Annotated in this window: 27 protein-coding genes; 15 read left to right on the top strand and 12 right to left on the bottom strand. The window is 68.5% G+C overall.

From position 1 onward, the window contains the following. Positions 1 to 57: 57 nt before the first annotated feature. Together HNO80_RS01115 and HNO80_RS01110 are read right to left on the bottom strand one after the other, a co-directional pair. On the bottom strand, positions 58 to 867 hold the full coding sequence (locus HNO80_RS01115) for an alpha/beta fold hydrolase (protein WP_349627144.1): 810 nt from the start codon (positions 865 to 867) through the stop codon (positions 58 to 60). Between the two features lie 32 nt (positions 868 to 899). After that, positions 900 to 2,180, bottom strand: a complete 1,281-nt coding sequence (locus HNO80_RS01110; protein WP_175321002.1) for a CapA family protein — start codon at positions 2,178 to 2,180, stop codon at positions 900 to 902. Between the two features lie 81 nt (positions 2,181 to 2,261). On the opposite strand from HNO80_RS01110, the gene HNO80_RS01105 reads away from it, so the two are divergent. Next, positions 2,262 to 4,274 (top strand): M3 family metallopeptidase, encoded by a 2,013-nt coding sequence (locus HNO80_RS01105; protein ID WP_175321001.1) that lies wholly within the window; start codon positions 2,262 to 2,264, stop codon positions 4,272 to 4,274. A 208-nt stretch (positions 4,275 to 4,482) separates the two neighbouring features. On the opposite strand, the gene pdxS is transcribed toward HNO80_RS01105, so the two are convergent. The 6 genes from pdxS to HNO80_RS01075 all read right to left on the bottom strand — a co-directional run bounded on the left by pdxS (position 4,483) and on the right by HNO80_RS01075 (position 12,907). Next, complete coding sequence (gene pdxS / locus HNO80_RS01100; protein WP_175321000.1) at positions 4,483 to 5,409, bottom strand: pyridoxal 5'-phosphate synthase lyase subunit PdxS; 927 nt, start codon at positions 5,407 to 5,409, stop codon at positions 4,483 to 4,485. A gap of 163 nt (positions 5,410 to 5,572) precedes the next feature. Then, positions 5,573 to 6,211 carry a phosphatidylinositol phosphate synthase gene (gene pgsA, locus HNO80_RS01095; RefSeq protein WP_175320999.1) on the bottom strand — a complete coding sequence of 213 codons (639 nt, stop codon included), beginning with the start codon at positions 6,209 to 6,211 and terminating at the stop codon, positions 5,573 to 5,575. Beyond that, entirely contained in the window at positions 6,201 to 6,872 is a 672-nt protein-coding gene (locus HNO80_RS01090; protein WP_349627143.1) for an HIT family protein, read from the bottom strand. Before HNO80_RS01090 ends, pgsA begins: the two co-directional genes overlap by 11 nt. 11 nt (positions 6,873 to 6,883) lie before the next feature. Beyond that, positions 6,884 to 8,890 (bottom strand): threonine--tRNA ligase, encoded by a 2,007-nt coding sequence (gene thrS, locus HNO80_RS01085; RefSeq protein WP_175320998.1) that lies wholly within the window; start codon positions 8,888 to 8,890, stop codon positions 6,884 to 6,886. Positions 8,891 to 9,026: 136 nt separating this feature from the next. After that, the gene (locus HNO80_RS01080; RefSeq protein ID WP_175320997.1) at positions 9,027 to 12,581 is read right to left on the bottom strand and encodes a DNA polymerase III subunit alpha; all 3,555 of its coding nucleotides are present in this window, start codon (positions 12,579 to 12,581) and stop codon (positions 9,027 to 9,029) included. Beyond that, positions 12,578 to 12,907 (bottom strand): DUF6504 family protein, encoded by a 330-nt coding sequence (locus tag HNO80_RS01075; protein WP_175320996.1) that lies wholly within the window; start codon positions 12,905 to 12,907, stop codon positions 12,578 to 12,580. Before HNO80_RS01075 ends, HNO80_RS01080 begins: the two co-directional genes overlap by 4 nt. A 145-nt stretch (positions 12,908 to 13,052) precedes the next feature. On the opposite strand from HNO80_RS01075, the gene HNO80_RS01070 reads away from it, so the two are divergent. Then, entirely contained in the window at positions 13,053 to 13,439 is a 387-nt protein-coding gene (locus HNO80_RS01070) for a hypothetical protein (protein WP_175320995.1), read from the top strand. A gap of 15 nt (positions 13,440 to 13,454) precedes the next feature. Here HNO80_RS01070 and HNO80_RS01065 read toward each other — a convergent pair whose 3' ends face one another. After that, positions 13,455 to 13,781, bottom strand: a complete 327-nt coding sequence (locus HNO80_RS01065; RefSeq protein WP_175320994.1) for a chorismate mutase — start codon at positions 13,779 to 13,781, stop codon at positions 13,455 to 13,457. Positions 13,782 to 13,795: 14 nt separating this feature from the next. On the opposite strand from HNO80_RS01065, the gene HNO80_RS01060 reads away from it, so the two are divergent. Beyond that, complete coding sequence (locus HNO80_RS01060; RefSeq protein WP_175320993.1) at positions 13,796 to 14,218, top strand: VOC family protein; 423 nt, start codon at positions 13,796 to 13,798, stop codon at positions 14,216 to 14,218. A 24-nt stretch (positions 14,219 to 14,242) separates the two neighbouring features. On the opposite strand, the gene HNO80_RS01055 is transcribed toward HNO80_RS01060, so the two are convergent. Next, entirely contained in the window at positions 14,243 to 14,989 is a 747-nt protein-coding gene (locus HNO80_RS01055; protein ID WP_175320992.1) for an SOS response-associated peptidase, read from the bottom strand. Positions 14,990 to 15,161: 172 nt separating this feature from the next. Here HNO80_RS01055 and HNO80_RS01050 point away from each other — a divergent pair, with 172 nt between their 5' ends. The 4 genes from HNO80_RS01050 to HNO80_RS01035 all read left to right on the top strand — a co-directional run bounded on the left by HNO80_RS01050 (position 15,162) and on the right by HNO80_RS01035 (position 17,898). After that, positions 15,162 to 15,419 carry a mycoredoxin gene (locus tag HNO80_RS01050; protein ID WP_056739948.1) on the top strand — a complete coding sequence of 86 codons (258 nt, stop codon included), beginning with the start codon at positions 15,162 to 15,164 and terminating at the stop codon, positions 15,417 to 15,419. A 116-nt stretch (positions 15,420 to 15,535) separates the two neighbouring features. Continuing rightward, positions 15,536 to 16,621, top strand: a complete 1,086-nt coding sequence (locus HNO80_RS01045) for an S-(hydroxymethyl)mycothiol dehydrogenase (protein WP_175320991.1) — start codon at positions 15,536 to 15,538, stop codon at positions 16,619 to 16,621. Continuing rightward, positions 16,618 to 17,265 (top strand): MBL fold metallo-hydrolase, encoded by a 648-nt coding sequence (locus tag HNO80_RS01040; protein WP_175320990.1) that lies wholly within the window; start codon positions 16,618 to 16,620, stop codon positions 17,263 to 17,265. The genes HNO80_RS01045 and HNO80_RS01040 overlap by 4 nt, the downstream gene beginning before the upstream one ends. A gap of 126 nt (positions 17,266 to 17,391) precedes the next feature. Continuing rightward, positions 17,392 to 17,898, top strand: coding sequence for a DinB family protein (locus HNO80_RS01035; RefSeq protein ID WP_175320989.1), 507 nt, complete (start codon positions 17,392 to 17,394; stop codon positions 17,896 to 17,898). 8 nt (positions 17,899 to 17,906) lie between these two features. Here HNO80_RS01035 and HNO80_RS01030 read toward each other — a convergent pair whose 3' ends face one another. Further along, positions 17,907 to 18,656, bottom strand: coding sequence for a lipoate--protein ligase family protein (locus HNO80_RS01030; protein WP_175321102.1), 750 nt, complete (start codon positions 18,654 to 18,656; stop codon positions 17,907 to 17,909). A 16-nt stretch (positions 18,657 to 18,672) separates the two neighbouring features. Here HNO80_RS01030 and HNO80_RS01025 point away from each other — a divergent pair, with 16 nt between their 5' ends. Next, positions 18,673 to 19,056: a DUF2177 family protein gene (locus HNO80_RS01025; RefSeq protein ID WP_175320988.1), complete on the top strand. Its 384-nt coding sequence runs from the start codon at positions 18,673 to 18,675 to the stop codon at positions 19,054 to 19,056. Positions 19,057 to 19,084: 28 nt separating this feature from the next. Here HNO80_RS01025 and HNO80_RS01020 read toward each other — a convergent pair whose 3' ends face one another. Next, entirely contained in the window at positions 19,085 to 19,888 is an 804-nt protein-coding gene (locus HNO80_RS01020; protein WP_175321101.1) for a thioesterase family protein, read from the bottom strand. 205 nt (positions 19,889 to 20,093) lie between these two features. Here HNO80_RS01020 and HNO80_RS01015 point away from each other — a divergent pair, with 205 nt between their 5' ends. The 7 genes from HNO80_RS01015 (at position 20,094) to HNO80_RS00990 (ending at position 25,791) form a co-directional block, all read left to right on the top strand. After that, positions 20,094 to 20,801, top strand: a complete 708-nt coding sequence (locus HNO80_RS01015; protein ID WP_175321100.1) for an endonuclease/exonuclease/phosphatase family protein — start codon at positions 20,094 to 20,096, stop codon at positions 20,799 to 20,801. A 135-nt stretch (positions 20,802 to 20,936) separates the two neighbouring features. Next, a complete protein-coding gene (locus tag HNO80_RS01010) occupies positions 20,937 to 22,211 on the top strand; it encodes an alkaline phosphatase family protein (protein WP_349627142.1) in 1,275 nt (424 codons plus the stop codon). Further along, entirely contained in the window at positions 22,208 to 23,404 is a 1,197-nt protein-coding gene (locus HNO80_RS01005; RefSeq protein ID WP_349627141.1) for an alkaline phosphatase family protein, read from the top strand. The genes HNO80_RS01010 and HNO80_RS01005 overlap by 4 nt, the downstream gene beginning before the upstream one ends. A 177-nt stretch (positions 23,405 to 23,581) precedes the next feature. Continuing rightward, on the top strand, positions 23,582 to 24,343 hold the full coding sequence (locus tag HNO80_RS01000) for a phosphatase PAP2 family protein (protein ID WP_175320987.1): 762 nt from the start codon (positions 23,582 to 23,584) through the stop codon (positions 24,341 to 24,343). Positions 24,344 to 24,347: 4 nt separating this feature from the next. Then, positions 24,348 to 24,572, top strand: a complete 225-nt coding sequence (locus HNO80_RS18105) for a hypothetical protein (protein ID WP_349627140.1) — start codon at positions 24,348 to 24,350, stop codon at positions 24,570 to 24,572. Between the two features lie 2 nt (positions 24,573 to 24,574). Beyond that, complete coding sequence (locus tag HNO80_RS00995; RefSeq protein ID WP_349627139.1) at positions 24,575 to 25,111, top strand: DedA family protein; 537 nt, start codon at positions 24,575 to 24,577, stop codon at positions 25,109 to 25,111. 5 nt (positions 25,112 to 25,116) lie between these two features. Beyond that, on the top strand, positions 25,117 to 25,791 hold the full coding sequence (locus HNO80_RS00990) for a response regulator transcription factor (protein ID WP_175320986.1): 675 nt from the start codon (positions 25,117 to 25,119) through the stop codon (positions 25,789 to 25,791). Positions 25,792 to 25,797: the final 6 nt, after the last annotated feature.

The raw sequence follows: 25,797 nt of genomic DNA, 5'->3' as shown, positions 1-25,797 counted from the left end.
GTACTCCTCGGCCGCGTAGTGCAAGCCCGGATACAACCGTCGTCGTCATCCTCCGGCTCAACTGTTCCTGAGCAGCGCCGCGAGCTCGGCCGGCCTGGTCGCCGGCCACCAGTGTCCGCTGTCCACCCTCAACACGCTCAGGTCATCCACCCACGCCTCAAGCCCCTCCACCAGGTGCGGGGACAGGAAGGGGTCCCGCAACGGGACCACCACCTGCACCGGCATCGCCACCCGCGCGGGTGCAGTCCAGTTCCGGGCGGACCGGAAGTTGCTGCGGTAAAGCGCCAGCCCGCGGACCGGGTCGTTGCCGACGCTGCGCTTGGCGCCCCGTTCGTAGCGCCGGGTCAGGAACAGCCGCCAGGCAGCCTCCGGCAGCACCGGGACCAGGAACGCAGCGATGTACCAACTGCGCAGCAACTGCCCGGCCACTTGCCGCCACGACCGGGGGTGCCGGAGCCGTGAGCGCACCCAGCGAGAGAAGTGGCGGAGGTCCGGGCCGGAGATGCTCGTGTAGCGGCGGATCACGCCCGCGGCACGCGGATCCTGCACCGCTGCCCAGCCCTGGATCGACCCCCAATCGTGGCCCACCAGATGCACCCCGGTGGCTCCGGCGGCGTCGAGGACGGCAAAGAGGTCGTCCACCAGCGTGGCCAGGGTGAAGTCGCCCGGGCTCCCGACGACGACGGAGGCGCCCGCATTGCGTGTGTCGTACGCGAGCACGTGGTGCGTTGCGGCGAGCTCCCGGATGACGGGCAGGAAGACCCGGTGGTCGTCGGGATAACCGTGCACCAGCAGCAGCGTCGGCACGTCAGGGCCCGGCTGCCGGCCGTATTCGACGACGGCCAGCTCGGAACCTCGCGCGCCCACGGTCCGCCGTCGTTCGCTCAGCGTGTCCAGGGCTACCGCTCCTTCGTGATCAGCAGTTCATGGGCGCCCGCCGCGGCAGCGCCCATCGATTCCACCACGGTCCGGGTCCGCAGCCGGGTGGCCGCGTCCGCGGCGGCACCGGCGCAGGGACCCTGCGGGGCGTCGGTGGCGACCGAGCACCACCGGTAGGGCCCGCGCACAATGACGGAAGGCGCCCAGGCAAGGTCCGATGCTGTCCACTTGCCCGCGGCGTCCTGGCTGAACTGCGCCCGCACCAGCAATCCCTCGTTGTTCACCACGTACCAGGGCGAGAGTTCGGTGACGCCGTTGCCCAGCCCGTACACGATCCAGGTCCCCTTGTAGCGCTCAATCGGGAGCACCGAGTGGGTGTGGTGGCCGTAGATCATGGTGAACTGGCCGCTGTCCACCAGCGCGTGGGCCACGGTGCGCTGCTGCTCGTTCGGCACGTTGGAGTACTCGTCCCCGGCATGCATGACACCCAGCACGATGTCCGCCCCGAGCGCCCTCGCCTTGCGGGCCTTGGCGATCATCGCGGCAGGATCGAGCATGTCCACCTGCCAGGCGTGCTCCGGGGTCTGCCCGTTCAAACCGTAGGCGCCCTCGATCACGGCGACCGTGGCGGCGGCGGTATTCAGGATCATCACGCCGCGGGAGTCGGCTTCGCTGCGGTAGGAGCCGGTGTGCTGCAGCCCGGCCGCGCCGAGCGCATCCAGGGTGCGGACCAGGCCCGCGGTGCCCTGGTCAATGGTGTGATTGCTGGCGGTGGTGCACGCCTGGTAGCCGACCTGCTGGGCGGCCGTGATGATCTGTGGCGGAACGTTGAACGACGGGTAGGCGGAGAACGGCCCGGTGGGTCCGGACACGGGCGTTTCCTGGTGGCAGACCGCGAGGTCGCTCTTTTCGATGTATTTGCGCTGGCCCGCCAGCAGCGGTTCGAAGTCCAGGCCCTTGGCGCCGGTGGCGAGGGCGTCGGCACGGGCCTGCTCCCAGAGCTGGGCGTGGACCAGCATGTCCCCGGTGACCAGGACAGTGGTGCAGCGGATGGCGGCGCACGCCGGCCCCTTCCCCGGCGTCGGCGTCGGGGTAGGTGTGTTCGACGGCGGGGCGTCCGGCGTAGATCCCGGGGTTCCCGGGGACGCCGTCCCGGCAGTACTGGCGGCGGCCGCCGAGGCAGGTCCCGCGCTGGCGTCCGGGCGGGCGACGAGGCCGCAGGACGTCAGGGAGACCGCCAGGAGAGCCGCGGCGGACCCGGCCAGCAGCCGTCCGCGCAGCGTGGTGGTGATGGTTCGCATTTTGTCATCGTACGGTGGCCCGCGTCACAACACGCCTAGCGGTCCATTGAGAACCGGCGCCGTGCATGAAAGAGTTATTTCATGACCAATCCCCTCCTGAGCCCCAGCACCCTGCCCTACGGACTGCCGCCTTTCGCGGACATCGAGGTCCAGCACTACTCCGAGGCCGTCGAGGCCGGCCTCACAGAACACTTGGCCGAGATCCAGGCCATCGTGGCGAACCCGGAGCCGGCGACCTTCGAGAACACGGCACTGGCGATGGAGCGCTCCGGACAGCTGCTGCAGCGTGCCGCGGCGTCCTTCTTCACGCTGGTATCCGCGGACGCCTCCGAGGCCATCCGGGAGCTCGAGACCCGCCTCTCCCCCAGCTTCTCGGCCCACCAGGACGCCGTGTACCTGAACCGGGGGCTGTTCGAGCGCTTCGCCGCCATCAACACCGACCGGCTGGACGCGGAATCAAACCGGCTCGTGGAGGAATACCTCAAAGAGTTCCGCCAGACCGGCATCCAGCTCGACGCGGCCGGCCAGGAACGGCTCAAGGCCATCAACGCCGAGCTGTCCACCCTCGGAACCGAGTTCGGCCAACGAGTCAAGGAGGGGATGAAGTCCGCCTCGCTGCTGCTGGACGACGCCGCCGAGCTCGCCGGTCTCCCGGCGGACGACGTCGCCAGCGCCGCCGAAGCCGCGCGCACCGCGGGGCACGAGGGCAAATTCCTGCTCACCCTGATCCAGCCCAGCAACCAGCCTGCGCTGGCCGCCCTGGAGAACCGGGAGGTGCGGCGCCGGCTTTTCGAGGCGTCGGTCGGCCGTGGCAGCGGCGGTGGCGGCCTCGATGTGCTGGACCTGGTCAAGGACATGGTCCGGCTGCGCGCAGAGAAGGCCAGCCTCCTCGGCTTCGCCAACTTTGCCGAGCTCAGCGTGGACCAGCAGACCGCCCCTGACTTCGAGGCCGTGCAGGCCATGATGAACCGCCTCGCCCCGGCCGCCGTCCGGAACGCCGACGCCGAGGCGGAGGCGCTGGCGGAGGTCGCCGGCCACCCGCTCGAGGCCTGGGACTGGGCTTACTACTCGGCGCAGGTGAAGCGTGAACGGTACTCCGTGGACGAGCAGGCCCTGCGGCCATACTTCGAGCTGGACCGGGTGCTCCAGGACGGGGTTTTCTTCGCCGCCACCGCCCTGTACGGAATCACCTTCCACGAACGCACCGACCTTGAGGGCTACCACCCCGATGTCCGCGTCTGGGAGGTAAAGAACTCCGACGGCACCGACCTGGGCCTGTTCCTGGGCGACTATTACACCCGGGATTCGAAGCGCGGCGGGGCCTGGATGAACTCCCTCGTGGAGCAGTCCGGACTGTTGAACACGCGGCCGGTGGTGATCAACAACCTCAACATTTCCAAGCCGCCCGCCGGCGAGCCCACGCTGCTGACCCTGGACGAGCTGCGGACCACCTTCCACGAGTTCGGCCACGCCCTGCACGGGCTGTTCTCCTCGGTCACCTACCCGCGCTTCGCCGGCACCTCCGTGCCGCGCGACTTCGTCGAATACCCCTCGCAGGTCAATGAAATGTGGATCATGTGGCCGGAGGTTCTCGCCAACTACGCCAGGCACCACGCCACCGGCGAGCCGCTGCCGCAGGAAGCGGTGGACAAGCTCAACGAAGCCGCCCTCTGGGGCGAAGGCTTCGGCACCACCGAGTACCTTGGTGCGGCGCTGCTGGACCTCGCCTGGCACGTGCTCGACGGCACGGAGATCCCCGAGGACGCCCTGGAATTCGAGGCCAAGGCCCTGGCCGCCGCCGGGGTGGCGCACAGCCTGATCCCGCCGCGCTACCGCACCGGCTACTTCCAGCACATCTTTGCCGGCGGCTGGTACGCCGCGGGGTACTACTCCTACATCTGGAGCGAGGTGCTCGACGCCGAAACGGTCGAATGGTTCAAGGACAACGGCGGCCTGACCCGGGCGAACGGCGACTTCTTCCGGGCCGAGCTGCTCTCCCGAGGCAACAGCCGCGACCCGCTGGAATCCTTCCGCGCCTTCCGGGGCCGGGATGCCCGGCTCGAACCGCTGCTCAAGCGCCGCGGCCTCGACTAGGTCCATTTAGAACAAACGACGGCGGCCGGCCACCCGAAAGGGTGACCGGCCGCCGTCGTACTCATCAGGAGCGCAAGGCGACGGGCGGTGTGATCCGGCAGCGTGCGTAAAAGGGGCCCCGCGCCCCGGGCAGCCGCTTAGCTGCCAACAAGGCGCGGGGAATAGCACGCAGAGGATCAGCGCCGTCCGGCGCCCTCAACAGCGCGAATTACCAGCCGCGCTCGGCGAGGCGGTGCGGCTGCGGGATTTCGTCGACGTTGATGCCCACCATCGCTTCGCCCAGGCCGCGGGAGGCCTTGGCGATGACGTCCGGGTCGTCGAAGAAGGTGGTGGCCTTCACGACGGCGGCGGCGCGCTGGGCCGGGTTGCCGGACTTGAAGATGCCGGAGCCGACGAAGACGCCGTCGGCGCCGAGCTGCATCATCATGGCGGCGTCGGCCGGGGTTGCTATACCGCCGGCGGTGAACAGCACCACCGGAAGCTTGCCGGTGGAGGCAACTTCCTTGACGAGTTCGTACGGGGCCTGCAGTTCCTTGGCGGCGACGTAGAGCTCGTCCTCGGGCAGGGCGGCGAGCTTCAGGATCTCGGCGCGGATCTGGCGCATGTGGGTGGTGGCGTTGGAGACGTCGCCGGTGCCGGCCTCGCCCTTGGAGCGGATCATGGCCGCGCCTTCGTTGATGCGGCGCAGCGCTTCGCCGAGGTTCGTGGCACCGCAGACGAAGGGAACGGTGAACTTCCACTTGTCGATGTGGTTGGTGTAGTCGGCCGGGGTCAGGACCTCGGACTCGTCGATGTAGTCCACGCCGAGGGACTGCAGGACCTGGGCCTCGACGAAGTGGCCGATCCGGGCCTTCGCCATGACCGGCACGGAGACGGCGTCGATGATCTTGTCGATCATGTCCGGATCGCTCATCCGGGACACGCCGCCCTGGGCGCGGATGTCGGCGGGAACGCGTTCCAGCGCCATCACGGCCACGGCACCGGCGTCCTCGGCGATGCGGGCCTGCTCGACGTTGACGACGTCCATGATGACGCCGCCCTTGAGCATCTCCGCCATGCCGCGCTTGACGCGGCTGCTGCCCGTTACGTTCTTGGCGGACGCGCCGGCTTCGCTGCTTACATCAGGTGTAGACACAAAAACCCCTATGGGTAGATAGATGACCTCGCCGGGGCGCGGACGGCACGCAGATGACAATCTCGCATACACCGGCTCGCACACACCGGATTACCGGGAACCATTGGCCGGTAAGCCTAATACTAGTCCCCTGCCGCGGCCGGGTTGAATTCCGATTACGGGCTCAGGCGGCCTGTTCCGTGGCGCTTCCCGTATTTTCCTCCAGCGACTGGCGGTGCACGGAGGCGATGCGTTGCACGACCGTCACGAAGCTGGCCAGGGCGAGCAGGCACAGGGTGGCAAACAGGACCACGGTGGGGAGCCCGATCCCGGTGAAGCCGGTGACCACCAGGACCGACACCAGCCGCTCGGCACGCTCCGCGATGCCCAGGTTCGCGTGGTAGCCGAGCGCCTCGGCCTTGGCCCGCGCGTAGGACACCACCATGCCCAGCACGAGGCAGACGACGGCGGCGATGGCGATGGGAATATCGGCGCCGCCGGTGAAGAACCAGATGGCGACGCCGGCGAAGAGGGCGCCGTCGGCGACGCGGTCCAGGGTGGAGTCCAGGAAGTTGCCCCAGCGTCCGCCGCGTTCCTGCATCCGGGCCATGATGCCGTCGATGACGTCGGAGAAGATGAACGCGGTGATGAACAGCGTTCCCCACCAGAGCTGGCCCAGCGGGTAGAACACGAGCGCCCCGACGACGACGCCGGCGGTGCCGACGATCGTGACGGCGTCGGGCGAGACGCCCATCCGCAGCAGCCACCGGGCCAGCGGCGAGAAGAGCGCGGTGAAGAAGCCGCGGGCGTGCTTATTCAGCATCCGACGTCCCGGCAGGCATCTGCCCCGCGTTGCCGGCCCGTTCGGCGCCCTGGTCATTGTCCTGGTCAGTGTCCTGGTCGTTGACCTGGGGCCAGGCCTCGGCAACCTGCTGGCGGACCTCGCCCAGGGTCTGGGTGATCGCCTTCGTCTGCGCGATGATGGGGAAGAAGTTGCCGTCCCCGCCCCAGCGCGGCACCACATGCTGGTGCAGGTGGCCTGCGATGCCGGCCCCGCCGGTCACGCCCTGGTTCATCCCCAAGTTGAAGCCGGTGGGGTTCGCGACCTTGCGCAGCACCCGCATGGCCGTCTGGGTCAGCTCGGCGAACTCCGCGGTCTCCTCGACGGTCAGGTCCGTGTAATCGGGGATATGCCGGTAGGGGCAGATGAGGAGGTGGCCCGGGTTATAGGGGAAGAGATTGAGCACGACGTAGCAGGACCGGCCGCGGAATACGATCAGGGAGTCGTCGTCCTCGCGCTCGGGAGCGACGCAGAAGGGGCAGTCATCCGGGTTCTTGAACTGGTGCTGGCCGCCCTTGATGTACGCCATGCGGTGCGGAGTCCACAGGCGCTGGAAGGCGTCCGGCACCCCGGCCAGGCCAAAGTCGTCGGTTACGCCGTCGTCACCCGGGTAGCCCGGGACAGCGCCTGTGGTCTCCTGCACGTGCTGCTCCCCTAGCTGGTCCGGTTGCGGACGGCGTCGACGATCCGCCGGACGGCCTCGGCAACGGGCACGCCGTTGTCCTGGCTGCCGTCGCGGAAGCGGAAGGACACGGCGCCGGCCTCGGCGTCGTCCCCGCCGGCGATCAGCACGAACGGGATCTTGTCCTTGCTGGCGGTGCGGATCTTCTTCGGGAAACGGTCCGAGGAGATATCCACCTCGGCGCGGATCCCGGCAGCCTTGAGTTGGTCGACGACGTCGAACATGTAGTCGTTGAACGCCTCTGCCACGGGGATGCCAACCACCTGCACCGGGGCCAGCCAGGCCGGGAAGGCGCCGGCGTAGTGCTCGGTCAGGACACCCATGAAGCGTTCGATCGAACCGAAGAGGGCGCGGTGGATCATGACCGGGCGCTGGCGGGTGCCGTCCGCGGCCTGGAATTCAAGTTCGAAGCGCTCCGGGAGGTTGAAGTCCAGCTGGATGGTGGACATCTGCCAGGTCCGGCCGATGGCGTCGCGGGCCTGCACCGAGATCTTGGGGCCGTAGAAGGCGGCTCCGCCCGGATCAGGGACCAGTTCCAGTCCGGATTCCTGCGCGACCTCGGCGAGGGTCTGGGTGGCTTCCTCCCAGACCTCGTCCGAACCCACGGACTTTTCCGGGTCCTTGGTGGAGAGTTCCAGGTAGAAGTCCTCCAGGCCGTAGTCCTTGAGCAGCCCGAGGACGAAGTTGAGCGTCTTGGTGAGCTCATCCTTCATCTGCTCGCGGGTGCAGTAGATGTGGGCGTCGTCCTGGGTCATGCCCCGGACGCGGGTGAGGCCGTGCACGACGCCGGACTTCTCGTAGCGGTAAACCGAGCCGAATTCGAAGAGCCGGAGCGGCAGTTCGCGGTAGGAGCGACCCCGGGAGCGGAAGATGAGGTTGTGCATCGGGCAGTTCATCGGCTTCAGGTAGTAGTCCTGGCCGGGCTTGCGCACGGTGCCGTCCTCGTTCAGTTCCGCGTCGATGTGCATCGGGGGGAACATGCCGTCGCGGTACCAGTCCAGGTGTCCGGAGACCTCGTAGAGGTGGCCCTTGGTGATGTGCGGGGTGTAGACGAATTCGTAGCCCGCGTCGACGTGGCGCTGGCGGGAGTAGTCCTCCATGGCCTTGCGGATGATGCCGCCCTTGGGGTGGAACACCGGCAGGCCGGAGCCCAGCTCGTCCGGGAAGGAGAACAGGTCCAGCTCGGCGCCGAGCTTGCGGTGATCGCGGCGCTCGGCCTCGGCGATCCGCTCCTGGTAGGCCTTGAGGGCTTCCTTGGTGGGCCAGGCGGTGCCGTAGATGCGCTGCAGCTGCTTGTTCTTCTCGCTGCCGCGCCAGTAGGCGGCGGAGGAGCGGGTCAGGGCGAAGGCATTGGAGATGAGCTTGGTGTTGGGCAGGTGCGGGCCGCGGCACAGGTCGCACCAGACGGTGGTGCCCTCCTTGCGCTCCACGTTGTCGTAGATGCTCAGCTCGCCGCCGCCCACCTCCACGGAAGAGCCGTCGGCGTCCGAGCCGGCGCCCTTGAGGCCGATCAGTTCCAGCTTGTACGGCTCGTCCTTCATGGCTTCGCGCGCCTCGTCCTCGGAGACGACGCGGCGGACGAACTTCTGGTTCTGGTTGATGATCTTTTGCATCATCTTTTCCAGCTGGCGCAGGTCTTCCGGGGTGAACGGCTCCTCGACGTCGAAGTCGAAGTAGAAGCCGTCGGTGATGTACGGGCCGATGCCGAGCTTGGCGTCGGGGCGCAGCTGCTGCACGGCCTGGGCCATGACGTGGGCGGTGGAGTGGCGCAGCACGTTGAGGCCGTCCGGGGAATCGATGGTGACGCCTTCAATCGTGGCGCCCTCGGGCAGCGGCTGGTCCAGGTCTTTCAGCGCGCCGTTGACGCGGGCCACAACGACGTCGCGGCGCTCAAAAAAGAGTTCCGCGCCGGTGGTCCCGGTAGTCACCTTGGTCTCTTCGCCGTCGACGAGAAGGGTGATCTGCTGGGCATCTGACACGGGTGTCTCCTATTCAAAGTTAAGGCTTCGTAGCTTGTGGCGTACGGGGACCACAGCCAGCCTCGTCCATGCTATCGGGTTCCGGATAGGCCAACCAACGCAGCCCGCCGCCGGTCGGCCGGCGTTTTGCCGCCGCTTAGCCGGAGAACCCGGTGATGGCCAGGGTCCGGCGGATCCCGTCCAGCGGGCCCTGGACCGGGAGCTCCGGGCCGGCCGGCGCGTGGGCAGCAGCTCCTCCGGCGGCCACCCCGGCAGAAGCCGTCGTGTCAGCCGTACCGTCTGCGGGCGCGGGGAAGGGCAGCGTTTCGGTCCGGCTGAGGTCCCAGGCCATCGAGGCGCTGATGCTGATGCCCCGCGGGCCGGTCCGCCGGGTGGTTCCGCGGATCAGCAGCAGCCGGGTCCCGAACAGCAGCGGTCCGGACTGTTCCTGGGCCTCATGGAAGAACACCGAGTCCACGCAGCCGGTGCCGTCATCAATGCTGATGAACACCACCCGCCTGCCGCCGCGCATCGGCGGGGTCTGGGTGGCCACCCGAACCCCGGCCACCAGCACCTCGGTGCCGTTGCGCAGCCCCAGCAGCTTGTCCGCCGTCGTGACGCCCAGCCGGTCCAGCAAGGGGCGGTGGCTGTCCATCAGGTGTCTGCTGACATCCAGGGCCAACAGGTCCAGTTCGGCGCGCACGGTTTCCACCAGCGTGGGGGCCGGCAGGCCGCCCAACAGGTTCCTGAGCTCGACGTCGCCCAGCGGCAAGGCCAACTGCCCCTCGATGACCTCGACCCCCTTGCGCTGCGGCCTGCCCTGCAGCTGCTGCAGGTGCTGGACCAGGTCGGCCCGGTTGGCAGTGCTGCCGGAGGAGCGGTGCAGCGAGTCGAAGGCGCCGAGCTGGGCCAGGCGCTGGATGCTCGGCTTGCTGAGCCGGGTGCGGGCCCGCAGGTCCGCGAGGGAATCATAGGGCTGTCCGGCCACGATCCGCTTCAGCTCGGCCCCGGAGAGCCCGAAAATGCCGTTCAGGCTTAGCCGGATGCCGAGCTTGCCCCGGTCCGGGCCGGTGTCCACCCGTTCCACCCGGTATTCGGCCTGGCTGCGGTTGATGTCCAGCGGCAGGATGGGGATCCCCAGCCGCCGGGCTTCGGCCACCAGCAGCCGCTTGGGGTACATCCCCGGATCGTGTTCCCAGAGCCCGGCCAGGAAAGCTTCCGGGTGGTGGGTCTTGAGCCAGGCCGACTGGTAGGTGGGCACGGCGAAGGCGGCGCCGTGGGCCTTGCAGAAGCCGAAGCTGCCGAAGGCTTTCAGCGTCCCCCAGACCTTGTCCACCACCTCGGGCGTGTAGTTCCGGGCCCGGGCTTCGCGGCGGAAGAACTCCTCCACCCTGCCCTCGAGCACCTCGTTGCCGAGGGCCCGCCGGAATTCATCGGCCCGGGCAAGCCCGCAGCCGGTCATGACGTCGAAGGTTTTGAGGATCTGCTCATGGAAGACGGTGACGCCGTGGGTCTCCTGCAGCACCGGCTTGAGGTCCGGATGCGGGTAGACCTCCGGCGCGAAGCCGTGCCGGTGTTCCAGGAAGGGCCGGACCATGTCCGACTTCATCGGACCCGGCCGGAACAGCGAGATGTCGATGATGAGGTCGTTGAATTCCCGGGGCGCCAGCTTGCCGATGAGTTCCCGCTGGCCCGGGGATTCGATCTGGAAGCAGCCCAGGGTGTGGGTGCTGCGGATCAGCTCATAGGTGGGTTCGTCGTCGAGCGGGACGGCGTTGAGGTCGATGCGGCCGTCGGCGGCGATGTAGTCCGGGCCGGAGCCGTCCGGTCCTGCGGGGTGGCGGCCGGCCGCCACCACCTCGGCCTTGGACGGGTGCAGCCGGATCACCTCCCGGACCGCGAACGCCATGGCACTCTGCATCCGGACGCCAAGGACATCGAGCTTGAGCATGCCCATTGGGTCCATGTCGTGCTTGTCGAACTGGCTCATCGGCAGGCCCAGGCCGCTGGGCTGCACGGGGGTGCGGTCCAGCAGGGTCGCATCGCCCAGGATGACCCCGCAGGGGTGCATCGAGATGTGGCGCGGCAGCCGGTCCAGCCGTTCGGTCAGGTCCACCAGCAGGTCCAGCTGCTGGTTTTCGGTGAAGTCCCGCTGCTCCACCCGGCCGGCGAATTCCTTCAGCTCCGGCTTCTCCACCAAGGCTTCGCGGAAGTTCCGGGCCGAAAACCGCCACAGCTGCTTGGCGATCTCGTCGATGTCGCCGCCGTCCATGCCCAGGGCCAGGCCGGCGTCGCGGACGGCCCCGCGGGCGCGGTAGCCGTTCTGCATGCTCATCAGCGTGACGCGTTCGGAGCCGAAGCGCTCAAAGATCCTCCGGTAAACGTTGTGCCGTTCGGCGCTTTCGACGTCGATGTCGATGTCCGGCAGGGTGGCGCGGTCCCTGGACAGGAATCGTTCAAAGATGAGGTCGTGCTGCAGCGGGTTGACCTGGCTGACATCGATCAGGAAGTTGACCAGGCTGGAGGCGCCCGAGCCGCGGGCGGCCGCCCGGACCCCCATGTCCAGGATCATCCGGGACACCTCGGCCACGGTCAGGAAATAGGAGGCGAAGCCCAGGCTGTCGATGATCCGCAGCTCGTGCTCCAGCCGGGTACGCAGCTCTTCGGCGGCTTTGCCGGTGATCCCGGGGAAGCGCCGGCTGATGCCAGCCTCGCAGCGCTGCGTGAGTTCCACGAGCGGGTCCCCCGCAATTCCGATCACCGAGGCTTCCGGGACCACGGGCTGCTTCCATCCCATGTCCGCGACCGGGTCCATCCGGCAGCGGTCCGCGAGCGCCTCGGTGTGTGCCAGCAGGCTCTTGAGGTCTGCTGCGCCGTAGCCGGCGGCGTGCATGATCTCCTGGCAAAGCCGCAGCATCTGCGCGGAGGATTTCAGCCACGCCTGCCCGTTGGGTTGCAGCTGCGGCGCGGCGGAAAGCTCGGGCAGGGATTTCAGTGTCCGGGCGGAGTCCAGCACGTCCGCTGTCGCGGCACCGTCCTCGGCACAGTAGCGCACGGCGTTGCTCAGCACCGCGGGGACTGCATGTTCCGCGGCGAGCTTGAGCATCCGCACCGCATGGGCCGTGCTCAGCGGCTCGCCGGGCGGGCTGAGCTGCGAGACGACTTCGGCGGCGAGAGTTCCCGCCGGCATGGCGTCCAGCCAGCGCTTGAAGAGCGTGCGGGGCCGGAGGTAGCGCCGGCCGCCCATGGCGCGGCCGACGTCGGAGTCCGGGCCGATCAGTACGGTCAGCACCGGTTCGAGGGTCTGCGGGTCGAGGGCCCGGGAGGCCAGTTCCGCCCTGGTCACGGCGACGGGCACCGTTCCCCCGGCCTTGCCCGTGGTGCGGGCGTGCGCGTCGGAGACCAGCCGGCACAGCGCCCGGTAGCCGGCGCCGTGGTTCTGCCCGTGCGCCAGCACGACGACGCGACCGCCGAGCTGGGTGCGGAGGTCGCCGTCGTCGTCGAAGACGGCCAGGTCCACCCCCACGACTGGGTCCAGCCCTGCCGCCATGCAGGCCTTCAGGTGCTTGACCGTTCCGTAAAGCCCGTCCCGGTCCGTGCAGGCGAGCGCCGTGGCCCCGTCCGCGGCGGCGGCAGCGGCCAGTTCCTCCGGCCAGGACACCCCGTAGTGGGCGCTGAAGGCGGTGGCAACGTGCAGATGGGTGAAGCTCATGCCGATTCGGGCTTCCTGAGTGTGCGGAGGGCATCGTGGATCCGCAGCAGCCGCCAGCGGCCGCTGCCCAGATGACGGCTCAGGTCCAGGGTGAGGGTGCCCTCCGGGCTGCCGGCGTCCCGGACCTGGATCCGCCAGATCTCGTGGTCCACCAGTCCCGGTCCGCTGCCCAGCGGAGCCCGCTGCTCCTCGGCCCACCACTGCCGCCGCTCAAACCAGCGGACCGGTTCGGCGCAGACGTCGTAGTGCCGGCCGCCCCAGTCAAGGGACAGCGGCTGGCCGGCCGGGGTGCAGGCGACGTCCACCGACTCGCTGAACATCCCCATGGTGCCTCCCGGAATACGCTGACCTCTGGCAAGAATCTTGAGAGGGTATTCGAATATATCTTCGAACAATTCAAGTCTACGCCGGGCCCGGGACAAAACCTAGATGGGGGTGGACGGACGCAGGCGCAGGTAGCAGGATTGAGCTATGAGCTCCCATAGCGCACTCCTGAAGCACGTAAGCATCGCCGCCAAGGATTCAACCTTGGTGGCGAAGTTCGATATAGACGGGAATATCCCGAGTTCCGGGGCCTATGTGGTGGGGCTCGTGGCGGCCACCCCGGACCATTCGCACCAGCGCCGGATGGAAATCGAGTTCATGAACGGCGAGGCAGTTTCCTTCTTCTGCTTCAGCCATGACGGCACGGAAGAGAACTTCGACCTCAAGGGTGTGGAGCACTCCGGCAACACCATCACCGGCAATTTTCCGCTGAGCACGGTGATGGGGCTGACCAAGGGCCATCTGATGACGGCCTACAGCGACTGTGAGGGCCGGGAGTACCAGGCCAACGTGCCAGTCGAGGAGTCGCTCTAGCTGACCTGGCCAGCCCTAGCTGGAGGCTTTGTAGACGTCCAGCTCGAGCCGGATGAAGGCATCGATCATGGCCCGGTAGGTCTGTTCGACGATCTCGGCGTCGATGTCCTTCTGCTCCGCCGTCGCCTTGACGTGTTCGAGGACCCGCTCCACGCGGCCGGGAGCCCGCACCTCGGCACTGTCCGCCTTCAGGGTGCCGGCAATCCGGATCAGCCGTTCGCGCCGGCCGATCAGCGCGACGATCTGCTCGTCCACCTCGTCGACGGCCACCCGCACGGCGGCGAGTTGTTCCTTATCGGCCTGGGCGTCTTTGGCGTCACGGTGATGTGTGGACATGTGCATGACAGTATCGAAAGATGCAACCACGAGTCGACTTCATCTCATTGGGTGTCCGCAGCGTTGACGCCTCGCGCCGCTTCTACGTGGAGGGCCTCGGGTGGCCGGTCCACCGGGAGGTTTCCGGCGAGGTGCTCTTCCTGCAGGTCAACCACGGGCTTATCCTCTCGCTCTGGGACGCCGGGCAGATGCAGGCCGAGGCGGCCACCGATCCCCCGGCCGGCGTCCCCTGCATCACCCTGAGCCACAACGTGGGCAGCGCCGACGAGGTGGACCAGGCGATGCGCCAGGCGGAGGCCGCCGGCGCCGTCGTCGTGGCCGCGCCGAAGACCCAGCCCTGGGGCGGCTATACGGGCTACTTCGCGGACCCGGACGGTTTCCGCTGGGAGGTCGCATTCAACCCCACCTGGACGGTCGACGCCGGCGGCAAGGTCACGGTCTAGTCGCCACGGCCCAAGGCCCGTCCGCTAAAACAGGCTGCCGACCGGCTGGATCAGTTCCGGAGAGTCGTTCTTCACGTTCCCGACGGCGGTGCCGACGGCGTCGATCCTCCAGCCCTCGGCGACGTCGTGCGCGCCGGCCCGGACCAGCCCCACGAGCGCGGCGGCGTCGTCGGCCTGCGGGTCCAGCCAGGTCTCCATGGTCCGGCGGTCCATCGGCAGCGGGACGCGGTCGTGCAGGGCCGTCAGTTCCGCCAGCATGCCGTCCGCGTAGCCCTCCGGCGGAGAGTCGGTGGTGAGGATCGACGTCGAGAGCAGCCAGCGTTCCGGGTCCCCCTCGGCCTTTGACGGGTCCTTCCACCATTCATAGAGCCCCGCGAAGACCACCGGGCTGCCGTCCTTCGGGTGCACGTAGTACGGCTGCTTGCCGCGGCCCTCGCCCTTCCACTCGTAATAGCCGTCTGCCGGCACGGCGCAGCGCCGGGTGCGGGTGGCCTTGCGGAAAGCCGGCTTCTCCAGCACGCTCTCGCTGCGGGCGTTGATCATCTTCGAGCCGATGCCGGGGTCCTTGGCCCAGGAGGGGACGAGTCCCCAGCGGGCAAGGTGAAGCTGCCGCACGGGCTCGCCGTCCACCAGCCGCTCCAGCAGGATCGGCACGTCCGCGGTCGGGGCGACGTTCCAGGACGGCGGAATCACCAGCTCTTCCTCGAGTTCGGCGTCGAATTCTGCCAGCAGGTCCCCGACGGCCCGGGCCATCACGTAGCGTCCACACATGGCACCAGCATGCCACCGCGGGCCGCCCAGCGGGAATAGAGCAGGGAATAGAGCAGGGAATAGCGGGCCTCGGGTTACGGTTATTGGGAGTGACATACGACTTTTGTCGGCAACCGGCGATGCAACTCATCGTCGTCAACCAGCGCCGTCAACCAGCTTTGAGGAGATCTTCGTGGACTTCACCCCCGATTCCGGCACCATCACCATGTTTTCGACCACCTGGTGCGGCTACTGCAACCGGCTGAAGAAGCAGCTGGACGCGCAGGGCATCGGGTACACCGAGATCAACATCGAGGAAGTCGAAGGCACCGCCGAACTCGTGGAGCAGCTCAACGGAGGCAACCGCACGGTCCCCACCGTGCTCTTCCCGGACGGCACCGCCGCCACCAACCCCTCCGCGGCCGAGGTCAAGAGCCGCCTCGCGGCCTAAAGCCACCTTTTCAGGACACCCCCCAAACCACTTACGGCGCGGACTCCCGGCTCACCCCAGGGGCCCGCGCCGTGCCGCTTCCCGTCGCGGAAGCGGTGATGAAAGGAGCCAGCCCCATGGTCCACGAAGTCAAAGGCGCAGTAGTCCGTTCCAAGAACGCACCCGTCACCCTGGAGACCATCCTGGTCCCTGACCCCGGACCCGGCGAGGCCTTGGTGGATATCCTCACCTGCGGTGTCTGCCACACCGACCTGCACTACAAGCAGGGCGCCATCAACGACGACTTCCCGTTCCTGCTCGGCCACGAGGCCACCGGTGTGGTCAGCGCCGTCGGCCCCGGCGTCACCCAGGTGGCCCCCGGTGACCGTGTGGTGCTGAACTGGCGCGCCGTTTGCGGCGAGTGCCGGGCCTGCCGCCGTGGCGAGCCGCAGTACTGCTTCAACACGCACAACGCGACGCAGAAGATGACGCTGGCGGACGGCACCGAACTCACCGCCGCCCTCGGCATCGGCGCCTTCGCCGAGAAGACCCTCGTCGCCGCCGGCCAGTGCACCAAGGTGGACCCCGACGCCGACCCCGCCGCGATCGGCCTGCTCGGCTGCGGCGTCATGGCGGGCATCGGCGCCGCGATCAACACCGGCAACGTCCAGCGCGGCGATTCCGTCGCCGTGATCGGCTGCGGCGGCGTGGGCGTGGCGGCCGTCGCCGGCGCCGCGCTCGCCGGTGCCACCACCGTGATCGCGGTGGACATCGACGCCAAGAAGCTCGAACGCGCCAAGGAACTCGGCGCCACCCACACCGTGGACTCCTCCTCCGCCGACCCGGTGGAGGCGATCCGCGAACTGACCGGCGGCTTCGGCGCCGACGTCGTGATCGACGCCGTGGGACGGCCGGAGACGTACAAGCAGGCGTTCTATGCCCGGGACCTCGCGGGCACTGTGGTCCTGGTGGGTGTCCCCAGCCCGGAGATGACCCTGGAGCTGCCGCTGCTGGACGTGTTCGGCCGCGGCGGCTCGCTGAAGTCCTCCTGGTACGGCGACTGCCTGCCGTCCCGCGACTTCCCCATGCTGATCGACCTCTACCGGCAGGGCCGGCTGGACCTGGACGCCTTCGTCACGGAGCGGATCACGATCGACCAGATCGAGGAAGCGTTCGAGAAGATGCACTCCGGATCCGTGCTCCGCTCGGTGGTCGAGCTGTGAGCGCCGGTTCCGAAACCGGCCTGAGGATCGACCAGCTGGTCACCTCGGGCACGTTCTCGCTCGACGGCGGCACCTGGGACGTCGACAACAACGTCTGGATCGTCGGCAATGACCAGGAATGCGTGGTGATCGATCCGGCACACGACGCCGCCGCCATCGCGGCCGCCGTCGCCGGCCGGAAAGTCACAGCCATCCTGCTCACCCACGGCCACGACGACCACATCGCCGCGGTGGGCGAGTTCCGCGGCCTGGTCAACGCGCCGGTCTACCTGAACCGGGAGGACTGGATGCTCTGGGACCGGGTCTTCCCGGGAACCGAGCCGGATCAGGGCATCGACGACGGCGATACGTTAGACGTCGCCGGCGCGCGGCTGGTGGCGCTCCACACCCCGGGCCATTCCCCCGGCTCCGTGAGCTTCTACCTGGCCGCCGAGGGCACGGTCTTCACCGGCGACACGCTGTTCCAGGGCGGCCCGGGCGCCACCGGCCGGTCCTTCAGCGACTTCCCCACCATCGTCGAGTCCATCAAGTCCCGGCTGCTCACGCTTCCCGCGGACACGGTGGTGCGCACCGGCCACGGGGACTCGACCAGTGTGGGCGCCGAAGCGCCGCAGCTTGAGGAATGGATCGCGCGGGGGCACTGACGTCCCAGCGTTCAGTCATGGGCTGGCCCCGTCCGAAGTTTCGGACGGGGCCAGCCGTCTCTGGGGCTGGATGCGCTTCGGGCATCGCTGCGGGCGCCCGGCTGCAGCGTATTAGGCTGTGGACCCATGAGCACTTACCCCAGCATGGATCCCGGCATCTTCGCGGCGGACCTTCGGGCGCAATTCGACGCCTTCCTCGACGAGCACCGGGCCGCGCTGCACGACTGCCTTGATGGGCTGAGCGAGCAGGAGGCCCGCGCGTCCCTGGTCCCCTCGCGCACCACACTGCTGGGGCTGGTCAAGCACGCCACGTTCGTGGAAAAAGTCTGGTTCGACGAGGCCGTCACGGGCCGGAGCCGGCAGGAGATCGGCATACCAGCCACCCCGGACGAGTCCTTCGGCCTGGACGACGGCGACACCATCGCCAGCGTCCAGGCAGCGTACCGGCGGGCCTGCGCTGAGTCACGCGAAAGGACCGGGCCGCCGGGGCTGGACGATCTGGTCAGCGGAAACCGGCGCGGGCCGCTGCCGCTGAGGTGGGTGTATCTGCACATGCTCCGGGAACTCGCCCAGCACTGCGGGCACGCCGACATCCTGCACGAGCAGCTCCTCGCGGCGCGCGCCCCTGGTTGAGCCCCAACCTAGTCCAGCAGGCTGGCGAAGTCGCCGTAGTCCAAGGTTGCGTAGCGGCCGTAAGCGCCCAGCACGGCGGCCTCGATGGCGTCCACGTCGAGGTGCGGGACGAGGTCGTTGACCGCCCCCGCCGTCGCCGGGTCCCAGTCCAGGCCCAGGGCCGCGTAGCTGGCCTCGAGCACGGCCTTGATCGGCGCTGAGTTCTCCACGATGATCACCGAGCTGAACAGCCAGCCGCCGGAGACAACGCGTTGGGCGGTGCCGATGAGTTTGAGCCGGTGCTCAGGAGCCTGCGCGTCCTGGCCGTGCACGCTGAACTCGCCGGGGCAGTATTCGCCGGGGATCTCCCCGACGGCGGCCTCCACCCCGGCGTCGCGCAGTGCCTGCGCCAGCAGTTCGCCGAAGAAGGAAAAGCGTCCCTTGGCGCCCGCGATCGCATCGGCGTGCGGCTCGAGGTGGTCGATCACCAGCGTTCCCTCGTGGTACGCGGCAGCCCGTCCGCCTGCCTTCCGGACCAGGGGCTCGAACCCGAGCTCGCGGCAGGCCCGCGCCGCGGCGTCGAAGCCCGGCAGGTGCGTGTCACGCTGACCGAAGGCCACGGTGGGCGCGGGCCGGTAAAGCCGCAACATGGGCCCCAACGCGCCGGTCTTCACCCGCTGAAGCAGCTCCAGGGCGAAGTCCAGGTCTTCCGCGGCGCCGAGGGAGTGCTCCTGCCGGAACGCCGTCAGGCTCCGGGGTCCGGCCGCGGCCTGCTGCATGTTGTTATGCTCCCTTATGGTCATTCTGCAATTCCTGGTGGTAGCCGCCGCGTTCGCCGTCATCGACGCCGTCTGGCTCAAGTCGATGAACAAGTTCTACCGCCGGCACCTGGGCCACCTGATGGCGGACAAGCCCCATCTAGGGTACGCCGTGGTGTTCTACGTGCTCTACATCGCCGGGATCGTCTTCTTCGCCCTCCGCCCGGCCCTCGACGGCGGCAGCTGGCTGACCGCGCTGGGCTACGGCGCCGCCCTCGGCGGGTTCGCCTACGCCACCTACGACCTCACCAACGCCGCGACGCTGAAGAACTGGCCGCTGGCGATCGTCGTGGCGGACATCCTCTGGGGCGCGTTCCTGACCGGTCTGGCCACGACCGTCGGCTGGCTCGTCTTCCACTGACCGGACAGTTTCCCTGCCGGCGCGTCGACTAGCTTTTGCGCAGCGTCAGGATCTGTTCGGCCCGCCCGAAGGGGCCCTGCAGATCGTGCAGCACCGTCGACGTCAGGCCGATGCCGTCCGTGCCGAAGGACACCTCGTTGTCCAGGCCCAGCCACTCCCCCTCCGGGCGCCGGTACATGTGGATCTGCAGGTCCAGGTTGGGAAAGGCGTAGCTGCCCTTGCCCGGCGGAACCCGGGCGGCAATCCCGTTGGCCGTGTCCACGAGGCCGATCAGACGGGCCAGGTCGCTGCTGTCCGCCCGGTCCGTGAGCGGGTGGTCGGTGTGCAGCCAGACGGTCCCGGAGCCGGCGCGGTGGCCCTCGGCGATCCGCATCTTGAGCGAGGCGATGTACCCGCCCGGCCAAACCGTTGCGGCGTCGTAGGGCTCGCAGTCTTCCGGTGCGGGGATCCGGGGGTCTTCGAAGGCGGCAATGGCCGAGGTGTCGGAGGTGATCATCCGCCAGGCCGTCGCCCGGATGGCCACGCGGCCGCCGGCCACGAGTTCGGCCTGCAGCAGTTCAATGGTCCGTCCGGGGCGCAGCGTGGTGGTGGTGACCTCGAATTCGCCGCCGGGGATGAGGCCCAGGATCTCGTAGCTGATCCGCGCCATCCGCATGTCGTCCCGCGGTTCGTGCCGGGCCAGGCAATCGGCGATGATGCCGGACGCCGGCGCCATATGCTGTTCGTGCACGTTCCAGGCGCCCTGGGCGTGGATGGTGGAGCGGAAGCGCCCGTCCCCCAGCACCTGGTAGTAGAAATCGCCTTCGGCCAGCGCGGGTAGTTCAGCAGTCAACGTCGAGCCTTTCGCAGCATCCATCAGGGAATCCCAACCACCCTATCGCCTCGGCTCCCCGCCGCTTCGGCGCGCCATTGCGGCGGCGGTTCACGGAGCTGCCCGGGCAAGTGCCCGGCCAGTCCTGTTCCCGTTCGATCCGCCGGACTGGGTAGACTCGGGAGCAGGTTTACCCCGACTATTGCGCGAAGAGGTGCTTCCCCTGATCCGAGTTATCAGCTACAACCTCCGCAAACACAAGGCCAGCGGCGAACTGGAGGCTTTGGCCGGCGGCTATGAGATCGATGCGCTCTGCCTCCAGGAGTGCGACACCGAAGACCTGCCCGAAACCATCGGCGCCCTTCACCTCGCCGATGCCACGAGAGGCAACCGGCTGGGCCTGGCCATCTACTACCGCAAGGACCGTTTCACCGCGTACGAGACCAAGACGTTCGCCCTGAAGAAGTCCATGCATGACCGGGTGCTGGCACCCGCGCACGAGCGGCTCATCGGCACCCGGGTGGTCGACAACGAGACGGACCACGACCTCGTCATCGCGTCCTTCCACGCGGCGCCCCTGACGGCGTCGAACTCGCTGCGCCGGAACCAGATCCACGCCGCGCACGCGGAACTGCTGAGCATGGGCGGCGGGCTGATGACGCTCATGGTGGGCGACTTCAACTACCCGTTCTTCACCAAGTACCTCACGGAACAGATGAAGGACGCCGGCTACGAGCTCTCCCTCAGCGACCGGCGGACGTACACCCGGTACAAGGTCTTCAAGGGCCACTTCGACTTCGCCACGTCCCAGGGCCTCATGATCGAGAACGTCGAAACGCTGCCGCGCGGCGCCTCCGACCACCTCCCCATCCTGATCTCGGCGGAGTACGGGCAGAACGCGCCCGGGATGCCCGGCGGCACCGTGCCGGCCTGATCGGTGCCCGGCGGAATGCCCGGTTCCTGCCCGGATTTCCGCCGCGGTACCGGACCGCCAACACCCGGTGAACAGTTCGTGAACCAGCCCTGAAACGGGCCGGGACCGTAATCTTTCCGTGATCTACTACTGGGCGTGAACTTAACACGACGTAACTTCATGACCGCCGCCGGCACGGCCCTTGCCGCCAGCAGCGCCACGGCTTTGGCCACCGGCAACGCTTCCCGGGCCGCGGCCGCGGCGACGCTGCCTGCACCCGGCGCATCCGGCATTGACCACATCATCGTGGTGATGATGGAGAACCGCTCCTTCGACCACTTCCTTGGCTGGATGCCGGGGGCCGATGGGAAACAGTCCGGGCTGAGCTTCACCGACCGCTACGGCATCCCGCACTCCACCCATCACCTGACGGACTTCCAGGGCTGCGGCCACCCGGACCCGGACCATTCCTATGAGGGCGGCCGGATCCAGTTCAACAACGGGAAGAACAACGGCTGGCTCCTGGCCGGGGAGAACGACGAGTTCGCCGTCGGATACTACGACGCCGCCGACCTGGACTTCTGGCGGCAGGCTGGCCCCGACTGGACGGTGTGCGACCAGTACTTCGCGGCGACCATGGCAGAGACCTACCCCAACCGGTTCTACCAGCACGCCGCGGCCACCGACCGGATCCATAACTCCACGGTGACCAGCACCCTGCCGACCATCTGGGACCGGCTGGCCGGCGCCGGGGTGTCCGGCAAGTACTACTACGGCGACATCCCCTTCACCGCGCTCTGGGGAGCCAAGTACCAGGGCATCTCGCACCATTACTCCGAGTTCCTGACGGACTGCTCCGCCGGGACCCTGCCCGCGGTGTCCTTCGTTGACCCGCGGTTCACCGACGAGGGCTCGGGCACCTCCGGCGATGACCACCCGCACGCGGACATCCGCTCCGGCGAAACGTTCCTCGCCGAGGTTTACAACGCGGTCACCTCCGGTCCCGGCTGGGCCAACACCCTGCTGGTGGTCAACTACGACGAGTGGGGCGGCTTCTACGACCACGTCCCGCCGACGACGGCCCCGGATACCAGCGCCGCCACGGCCCTGCGCGGCTTCCGCGTCCCCTCCCTGGTGGTCTCGCCCCGCGCACGACGCCGCTACGTCGCCCACGACGTCTACGACCACACCTCGGTCCTCAAGGCCATCGAATGGCGCTGGAACCTCCCGCCCTTGACGCCGCGGGACAAGGCCGCCCGCAACATCGCCGAAGTCCTGGACTTCGCCACACCGGCAAACCTGGCCGCGCCCAAATACCTTGTCCCGCCCTTCGTGGCCGGACCGGCCTGCACCCCCGTCGGCCCGCCGCCGGCCGAGGAATGGTCCGGCCTGAAAGAGAAAGCACTCGCCGACGGATGGAAGCTCCCGTGAACCCCACCACCCCTACCGCACCTGCACCAGCCTCCGCACCCCGGCCGCGCAGCCGCCGCACGCTCAAGCGCTTCGCCGCCGCCGCGCTGCTCGTACTGGCCGCCGCGGCGCTCAGCTACGGCCCCCAGGCCGGCACAGCGGCCACGCCGGCCAACGCCGCCCCGGTCGGCACCACCGCAGGCCAGGGCTACCTGCCCGGGGCCCGGCACGTCTTCGTCATCAACCTCGAAAACAAGGGCTATGACGAGACCTGGGGCCCGGCGTCGGCCGCACCGTATCTCTCCCAGACGCTGCGCAGCCAGGGAGTCCTGCTGAACCAGTACTTCGGAACCGCGCACAACTCGCAGCCCAACTACGTGGCGCAGATTTCGGGGCAGGGGCCGAACCCCCAGATGCAGGCCGACTGCCAGAGCTACACCCCGTTTACCGGCAGCGGAACGGCCAGCCCGGGCCAGGCCGTCGGGGACGGCTGCGTCTTCCCGGCCAGCGTCCCCACCGTCGCCGGCCAGCTGACGGCTGCCGGGAAGACCTGGAAGGGCTACATGGAGGACATGGGCACCCCGTGCCGGCACCCGGCGCTGGGCGCCGTCGATGACACCCAGAAAGCCAAGGTTGGCGACCAGTACGCGGCGCGCCACAACCCGTTCGTGTACTTCGCCGGGATCACCGGCTCGCCCGACTGCGCCAAGAACGACGTCGACCTGGCCGCCCTGAAGACGGACCTCGCCTCCGCTGCCACCACCCCGAACCTGTCCATGATCACGCCCAACCTCTGCCATGACGGACACGATTCCCCGTGCGTCGACGGGCAGCCCGGCGGCCTCGCCAGCGCCGACGAGTGGCTCAAGCAGTGGGTTCCCGCCATCACCTCCTCCCCCGCATTCAAGCAGGACGGGGTCCTGGTCATCACCTTCGACGAGTCCGACGGGCCGCAGAGCGACGCCAGCGCGTGCTGCGGTGAGGGCCCGGGGCCGAATGCGCCGCTGCCGGGCATCACCGGCGTGGGCGGAGGCCGGGTCGGCGCACTGGTCCTCTCGCCGTTCACCAAGGGCGGCACCTGGTCCACCACGCCCTACAACCACTACAGCCTGCTCGCCAGCATCGAAGACACCTTCGGCCTGCCCTACCTGGGCTACGCCGGGACACCGGGCCTGAACCGCTTCGGCCTGGACGTCTACAACGCCGGCGTCTAGGTCCTGCCTCCGAACAAACGAACGCCCGGCTGGTGAACCCGCACCGGCCGGGGCGTTCGCGTGGCATCCACCCTGCGCTGTACCCGGGGGCCGGTTCTTAAGCGTTTCTTAAGAGCCTCGCGGAAGACTTGAAGAGGACGCGTGACCGCGCGCCGCCGACCCGAGCCGAAGGATTCCATGACTGGGCCCGCCACTGACGACCGCACTGCACCATCCCGCCTCCCCGACGAACGTGCCGTTGCCGGATCACGTTTTTGGGCCCTCCCCCAGGCCAGGCACTGGCTGGTGGTGGGCGCGCTGCTGTGCGCGGCCGTTATCGCGCTGGGCCTGACGGTGCAGCTGGTGCCCGGCGACACCTCTGCCGAGCTGGGCGTGGACCAGTCTCTCAGCCGGCACCACGGCGCGGTGCTGACCGCCGTCGCGATGGGAATCAACATGGTGTTCGGTCCGCTGGTAGGACTCATGCTGATCGGCATCGTCGCCCTGTACCTCTGGCTGGTCCGCCGTGACCTGGTCAAGGCTGTGGCCTTTGGCTTGGTCGCCTGCACCGGCTGGGTGGCCAGCGAAGCCTTCAAGCTCCTCATCGCCCGGCAACGGCCGGATCCGAAGCTGCTCTTCGACCCGCTGGCGCCGGAGACGGGCTCCAACAGCTTCCCCTCGGGCCACGTCTCCTTCGCCGTCGCGCTAGCGTTCGCCCTGTATTTCCTGGCCCGCGGAAGCCGCTGGTCCAAGGTCGCCGCTGTCGCGGGTGCGGCCATGGCGCTTATCGTGGCCTGGTCGAGGCTCTATGTCGGCGTCCACTACCCCACGGACGTCGCGGCCAGCTTCCTGGCCGCGAGTGCCGCGGTGGTCCTGCTCGGCGGACTGTGGAACCGGTTCGCGCCCGGGATCGTGGAGCGCCTGCCGGCCGCCTCATTCCTCCCTTCGCACCGACCCTAAGGACGTGACCGTGCACAGCATCCTGTCTTCGGGACTGGCCCCTGCCCTGGCAGCCGCGGCCGGAACCCCCTCCCTGCTGGACCCGGCCAGCCTGCTCGCGGGGCTCGGACCGGCCGCGCTGGGCGTCATCGCGGCCATGGTGTTCGTCGAGTCCGGTGTCCTGTTCCCGTTCCTGCCCGGCGATTCCCTGCTCTCACGGCCGGGCTGCTGCATCGGCAGCTGCACCTGACCTTGCCGGCGCTGATCGGCGTCGTGACCGCGGCCGCCATCGCCGGTGACCAGGTCGGCTACATGCTGGGACGCACCTTTGGCCGGAGATGGTTCAAGGATGACGCCAGGGTGCTGAAGACCGCCCATCTGACCACCACGGAGGACTTCTTCCGCCGCCACGGGGGCGCCGCCGTCGTGCTGGCCCGCTTCGTGCCGATGGTCAGGACCTTTGCGCCGCTCACCGCAGGCATCGGCCACTATGGGCACAAGTCCTTCACCCTCTGGAACATCGTCGGAGCCCTGGCCTGGGCGACGTCCGTGACTTTGCTGGGCACCTGGCTGGGACACTACGAGATCATCGCCAAGAACATCGACGTCATCGCCGTCGTCATGGTCCTCGTCTCGGTGGCGCCCTGGGTGATCCAGTTCCTCAAGCGCCGGCGCAGCAACCGCCGCGCCGCCGCTGCGGCCGCTCCGGACGGGGCGGCGGGTGCAGACGGAACTGGACCCGACACGGCGGAGGGCGTGCTGACCGGGAAGACGTCCACGGAAGAATAGGCGGCATGACAACCGCTGACCGGCCGTCCCTGCTGCTCGTCGAGGACGACCCCGTCCTGGGCCCGATGATCGCCGAACTGCTGGAACCGGACTACCGGGTCCGGCTGGTCGCCACCGGCCAGGACGGCCTGCATCTGGGGCTGACGGAGCCGTGGGACGTCATGGTCATCGACCGCGGACTGCCCGTGATGGACGGGATCAGCGTGATCGCTGCCTTACGGTCCAAGGGCATCGCCGCGCCGATCCTGATTCTGACGGCGCTGGGCGACCCGGACGAAAAGGTCCGGGGGCTCGACGCCGGCGCCAACGATTACGTCACCAAGCCGTTCGACGCCGGCGAACTGGCGGCACGGCTGCGCGCGCTGACGCGCAGCTTCGCCCGGCCCGCCGGCCCAATGAGCATCGGCGACTGGGAACTCGACCCGGCATCGCGCTCGGTCCGCTCTGTGTATGGAGGCCAGGTGTCCCTCACCGCGAAAGAGGCCGAGGTGCTCGGGGCACTCGCCGCCGAGCCCGGCAGGGTCTTCACCCGTGACGAGCTGCTGGCGAGCTTCTTCCACACCACGGACCAGCCCGGAGTGATCGACACCTACGTCCACCACCTGCGCCGGAAGATCGCCAAGACCGTCATCCGCACCGTCCACGGCGTCGGCTACCAGATCGGAGACGCCCATGGTTAGGAAGCC

It is taken from the genome of Arthrobacter sp. C9C5 (genome assembly GCF_013359735.1).
Lineage (GTDB): Bacteria > Actinomycetota > Actinomycetes > Actinomycetales > Micrococcaceae > Arthrobacter.
Note: the sequence above shows the minus strand (reverse complement) of the source record. Positions and strands in the feature narration are given on the sequence as shown.

Coding starts and splice junctions, on each gene's coding strand:
- HNO80_RS01110 (WP_175321002.1), bottom strand. CDS start 2,180: ATGCGAACCATCACCACCACGCTGCGCGGACGGCTGCTGGCCGGGTCC.
- HNO80_RS01105 (WP_175321001.1), top strand. CDS start 2,262: ATGACCAATCCCCTCCTGAGCCCCAGCACCCTGCCCTACGGACTGCCG.
- pgsA (WP_175320999.1), bottom strand. CDS start 6,211: ATGCTGAATAAGCACGCCCGCGGCTTCTTCACCGCGCTCTTCTCGCCG.
- HNO80_RS01080 (WP_175320997.1), bottom strand. CDS start 12,581: ATGAGCTTCACCCATCTGCACGTTGCCACCGCCTTCAGCGCCCACTAC.
- HNO80_RS01075 (WP_175320996.1), bottom strand. CDS start 12,907: ATGGGGATGTTCAGCGAGTCGGTGGACGTCGCCTGCACCCCGGCCGGC.
- HNO80_RS01070 (WP_175320995.1), top strand. CDS start 13,053: ATGAGCTCCCATAGCGCACTCCTGAAGCACGTAAGCATCGCCGCCAAG.
- HNO80_RS01065 (WP_175320994.1), bottom strand. CDS start 13,781: ATGCACATGTCCACACATCACCGTGACGCCAAAGACGCCCAGGCCGAT.
- HNO80_RS01060 (WP_175320993.1), top strand. CDS start 13,796: ATGCAACCACGAGTCGACTTCATCTCATTGGGTGTCCGCAGCGTTGAC.
- HNO80_RS01055 (WP_175320992.1), bottom strand. CDS start 14,989: ATGTGTGGACGCTACGTGATGGCCCGGGCCGTCGGGGACCTGCTGGCA.
- HNO80_RS01045 (WP_175320991.1), top strand. CDS start 15,536: ATGGTCCACGAAGTCAAAGGCGCAGTAGTCCGTTCCAAGAACGCACCC.
- HNO80_RS01035 (WP_175320989.1), top strand. CDS start 17,392: ATGAGCACTTACCCCAGCATGGATCCCGGCATCTTCGCGGCGGACCTT.
- HNO80_RS01030 (WP_175321102.1), bottom strand. CDS start 18,656: ATGCAGCAGGCCGCGGCCGGACCCCGGAGCCTGACGGCGTTCCGGCAG.
- HNO80_RS01025 (WP_175320988.1), top strand. CDS start 18,673: ATGGTCATTCTGCAATTCCTGGTGGTAGCCGCCGCGTTCGCCGTCATC.
- HNO80_RS01000 (WP_175320987.1), top strand. CDS start 23,582: ATGACTGGGCCCGCCACTGACGACCGCACTGCACCATCCCGCCTCCCC.
- HNO80_RS00990 (WP_175320986.1), top strand. CDS start 25,117: ATGACAACCGCTGACCGGCCGTCCCTGCTGCTCGTCGAGGACGACCCC.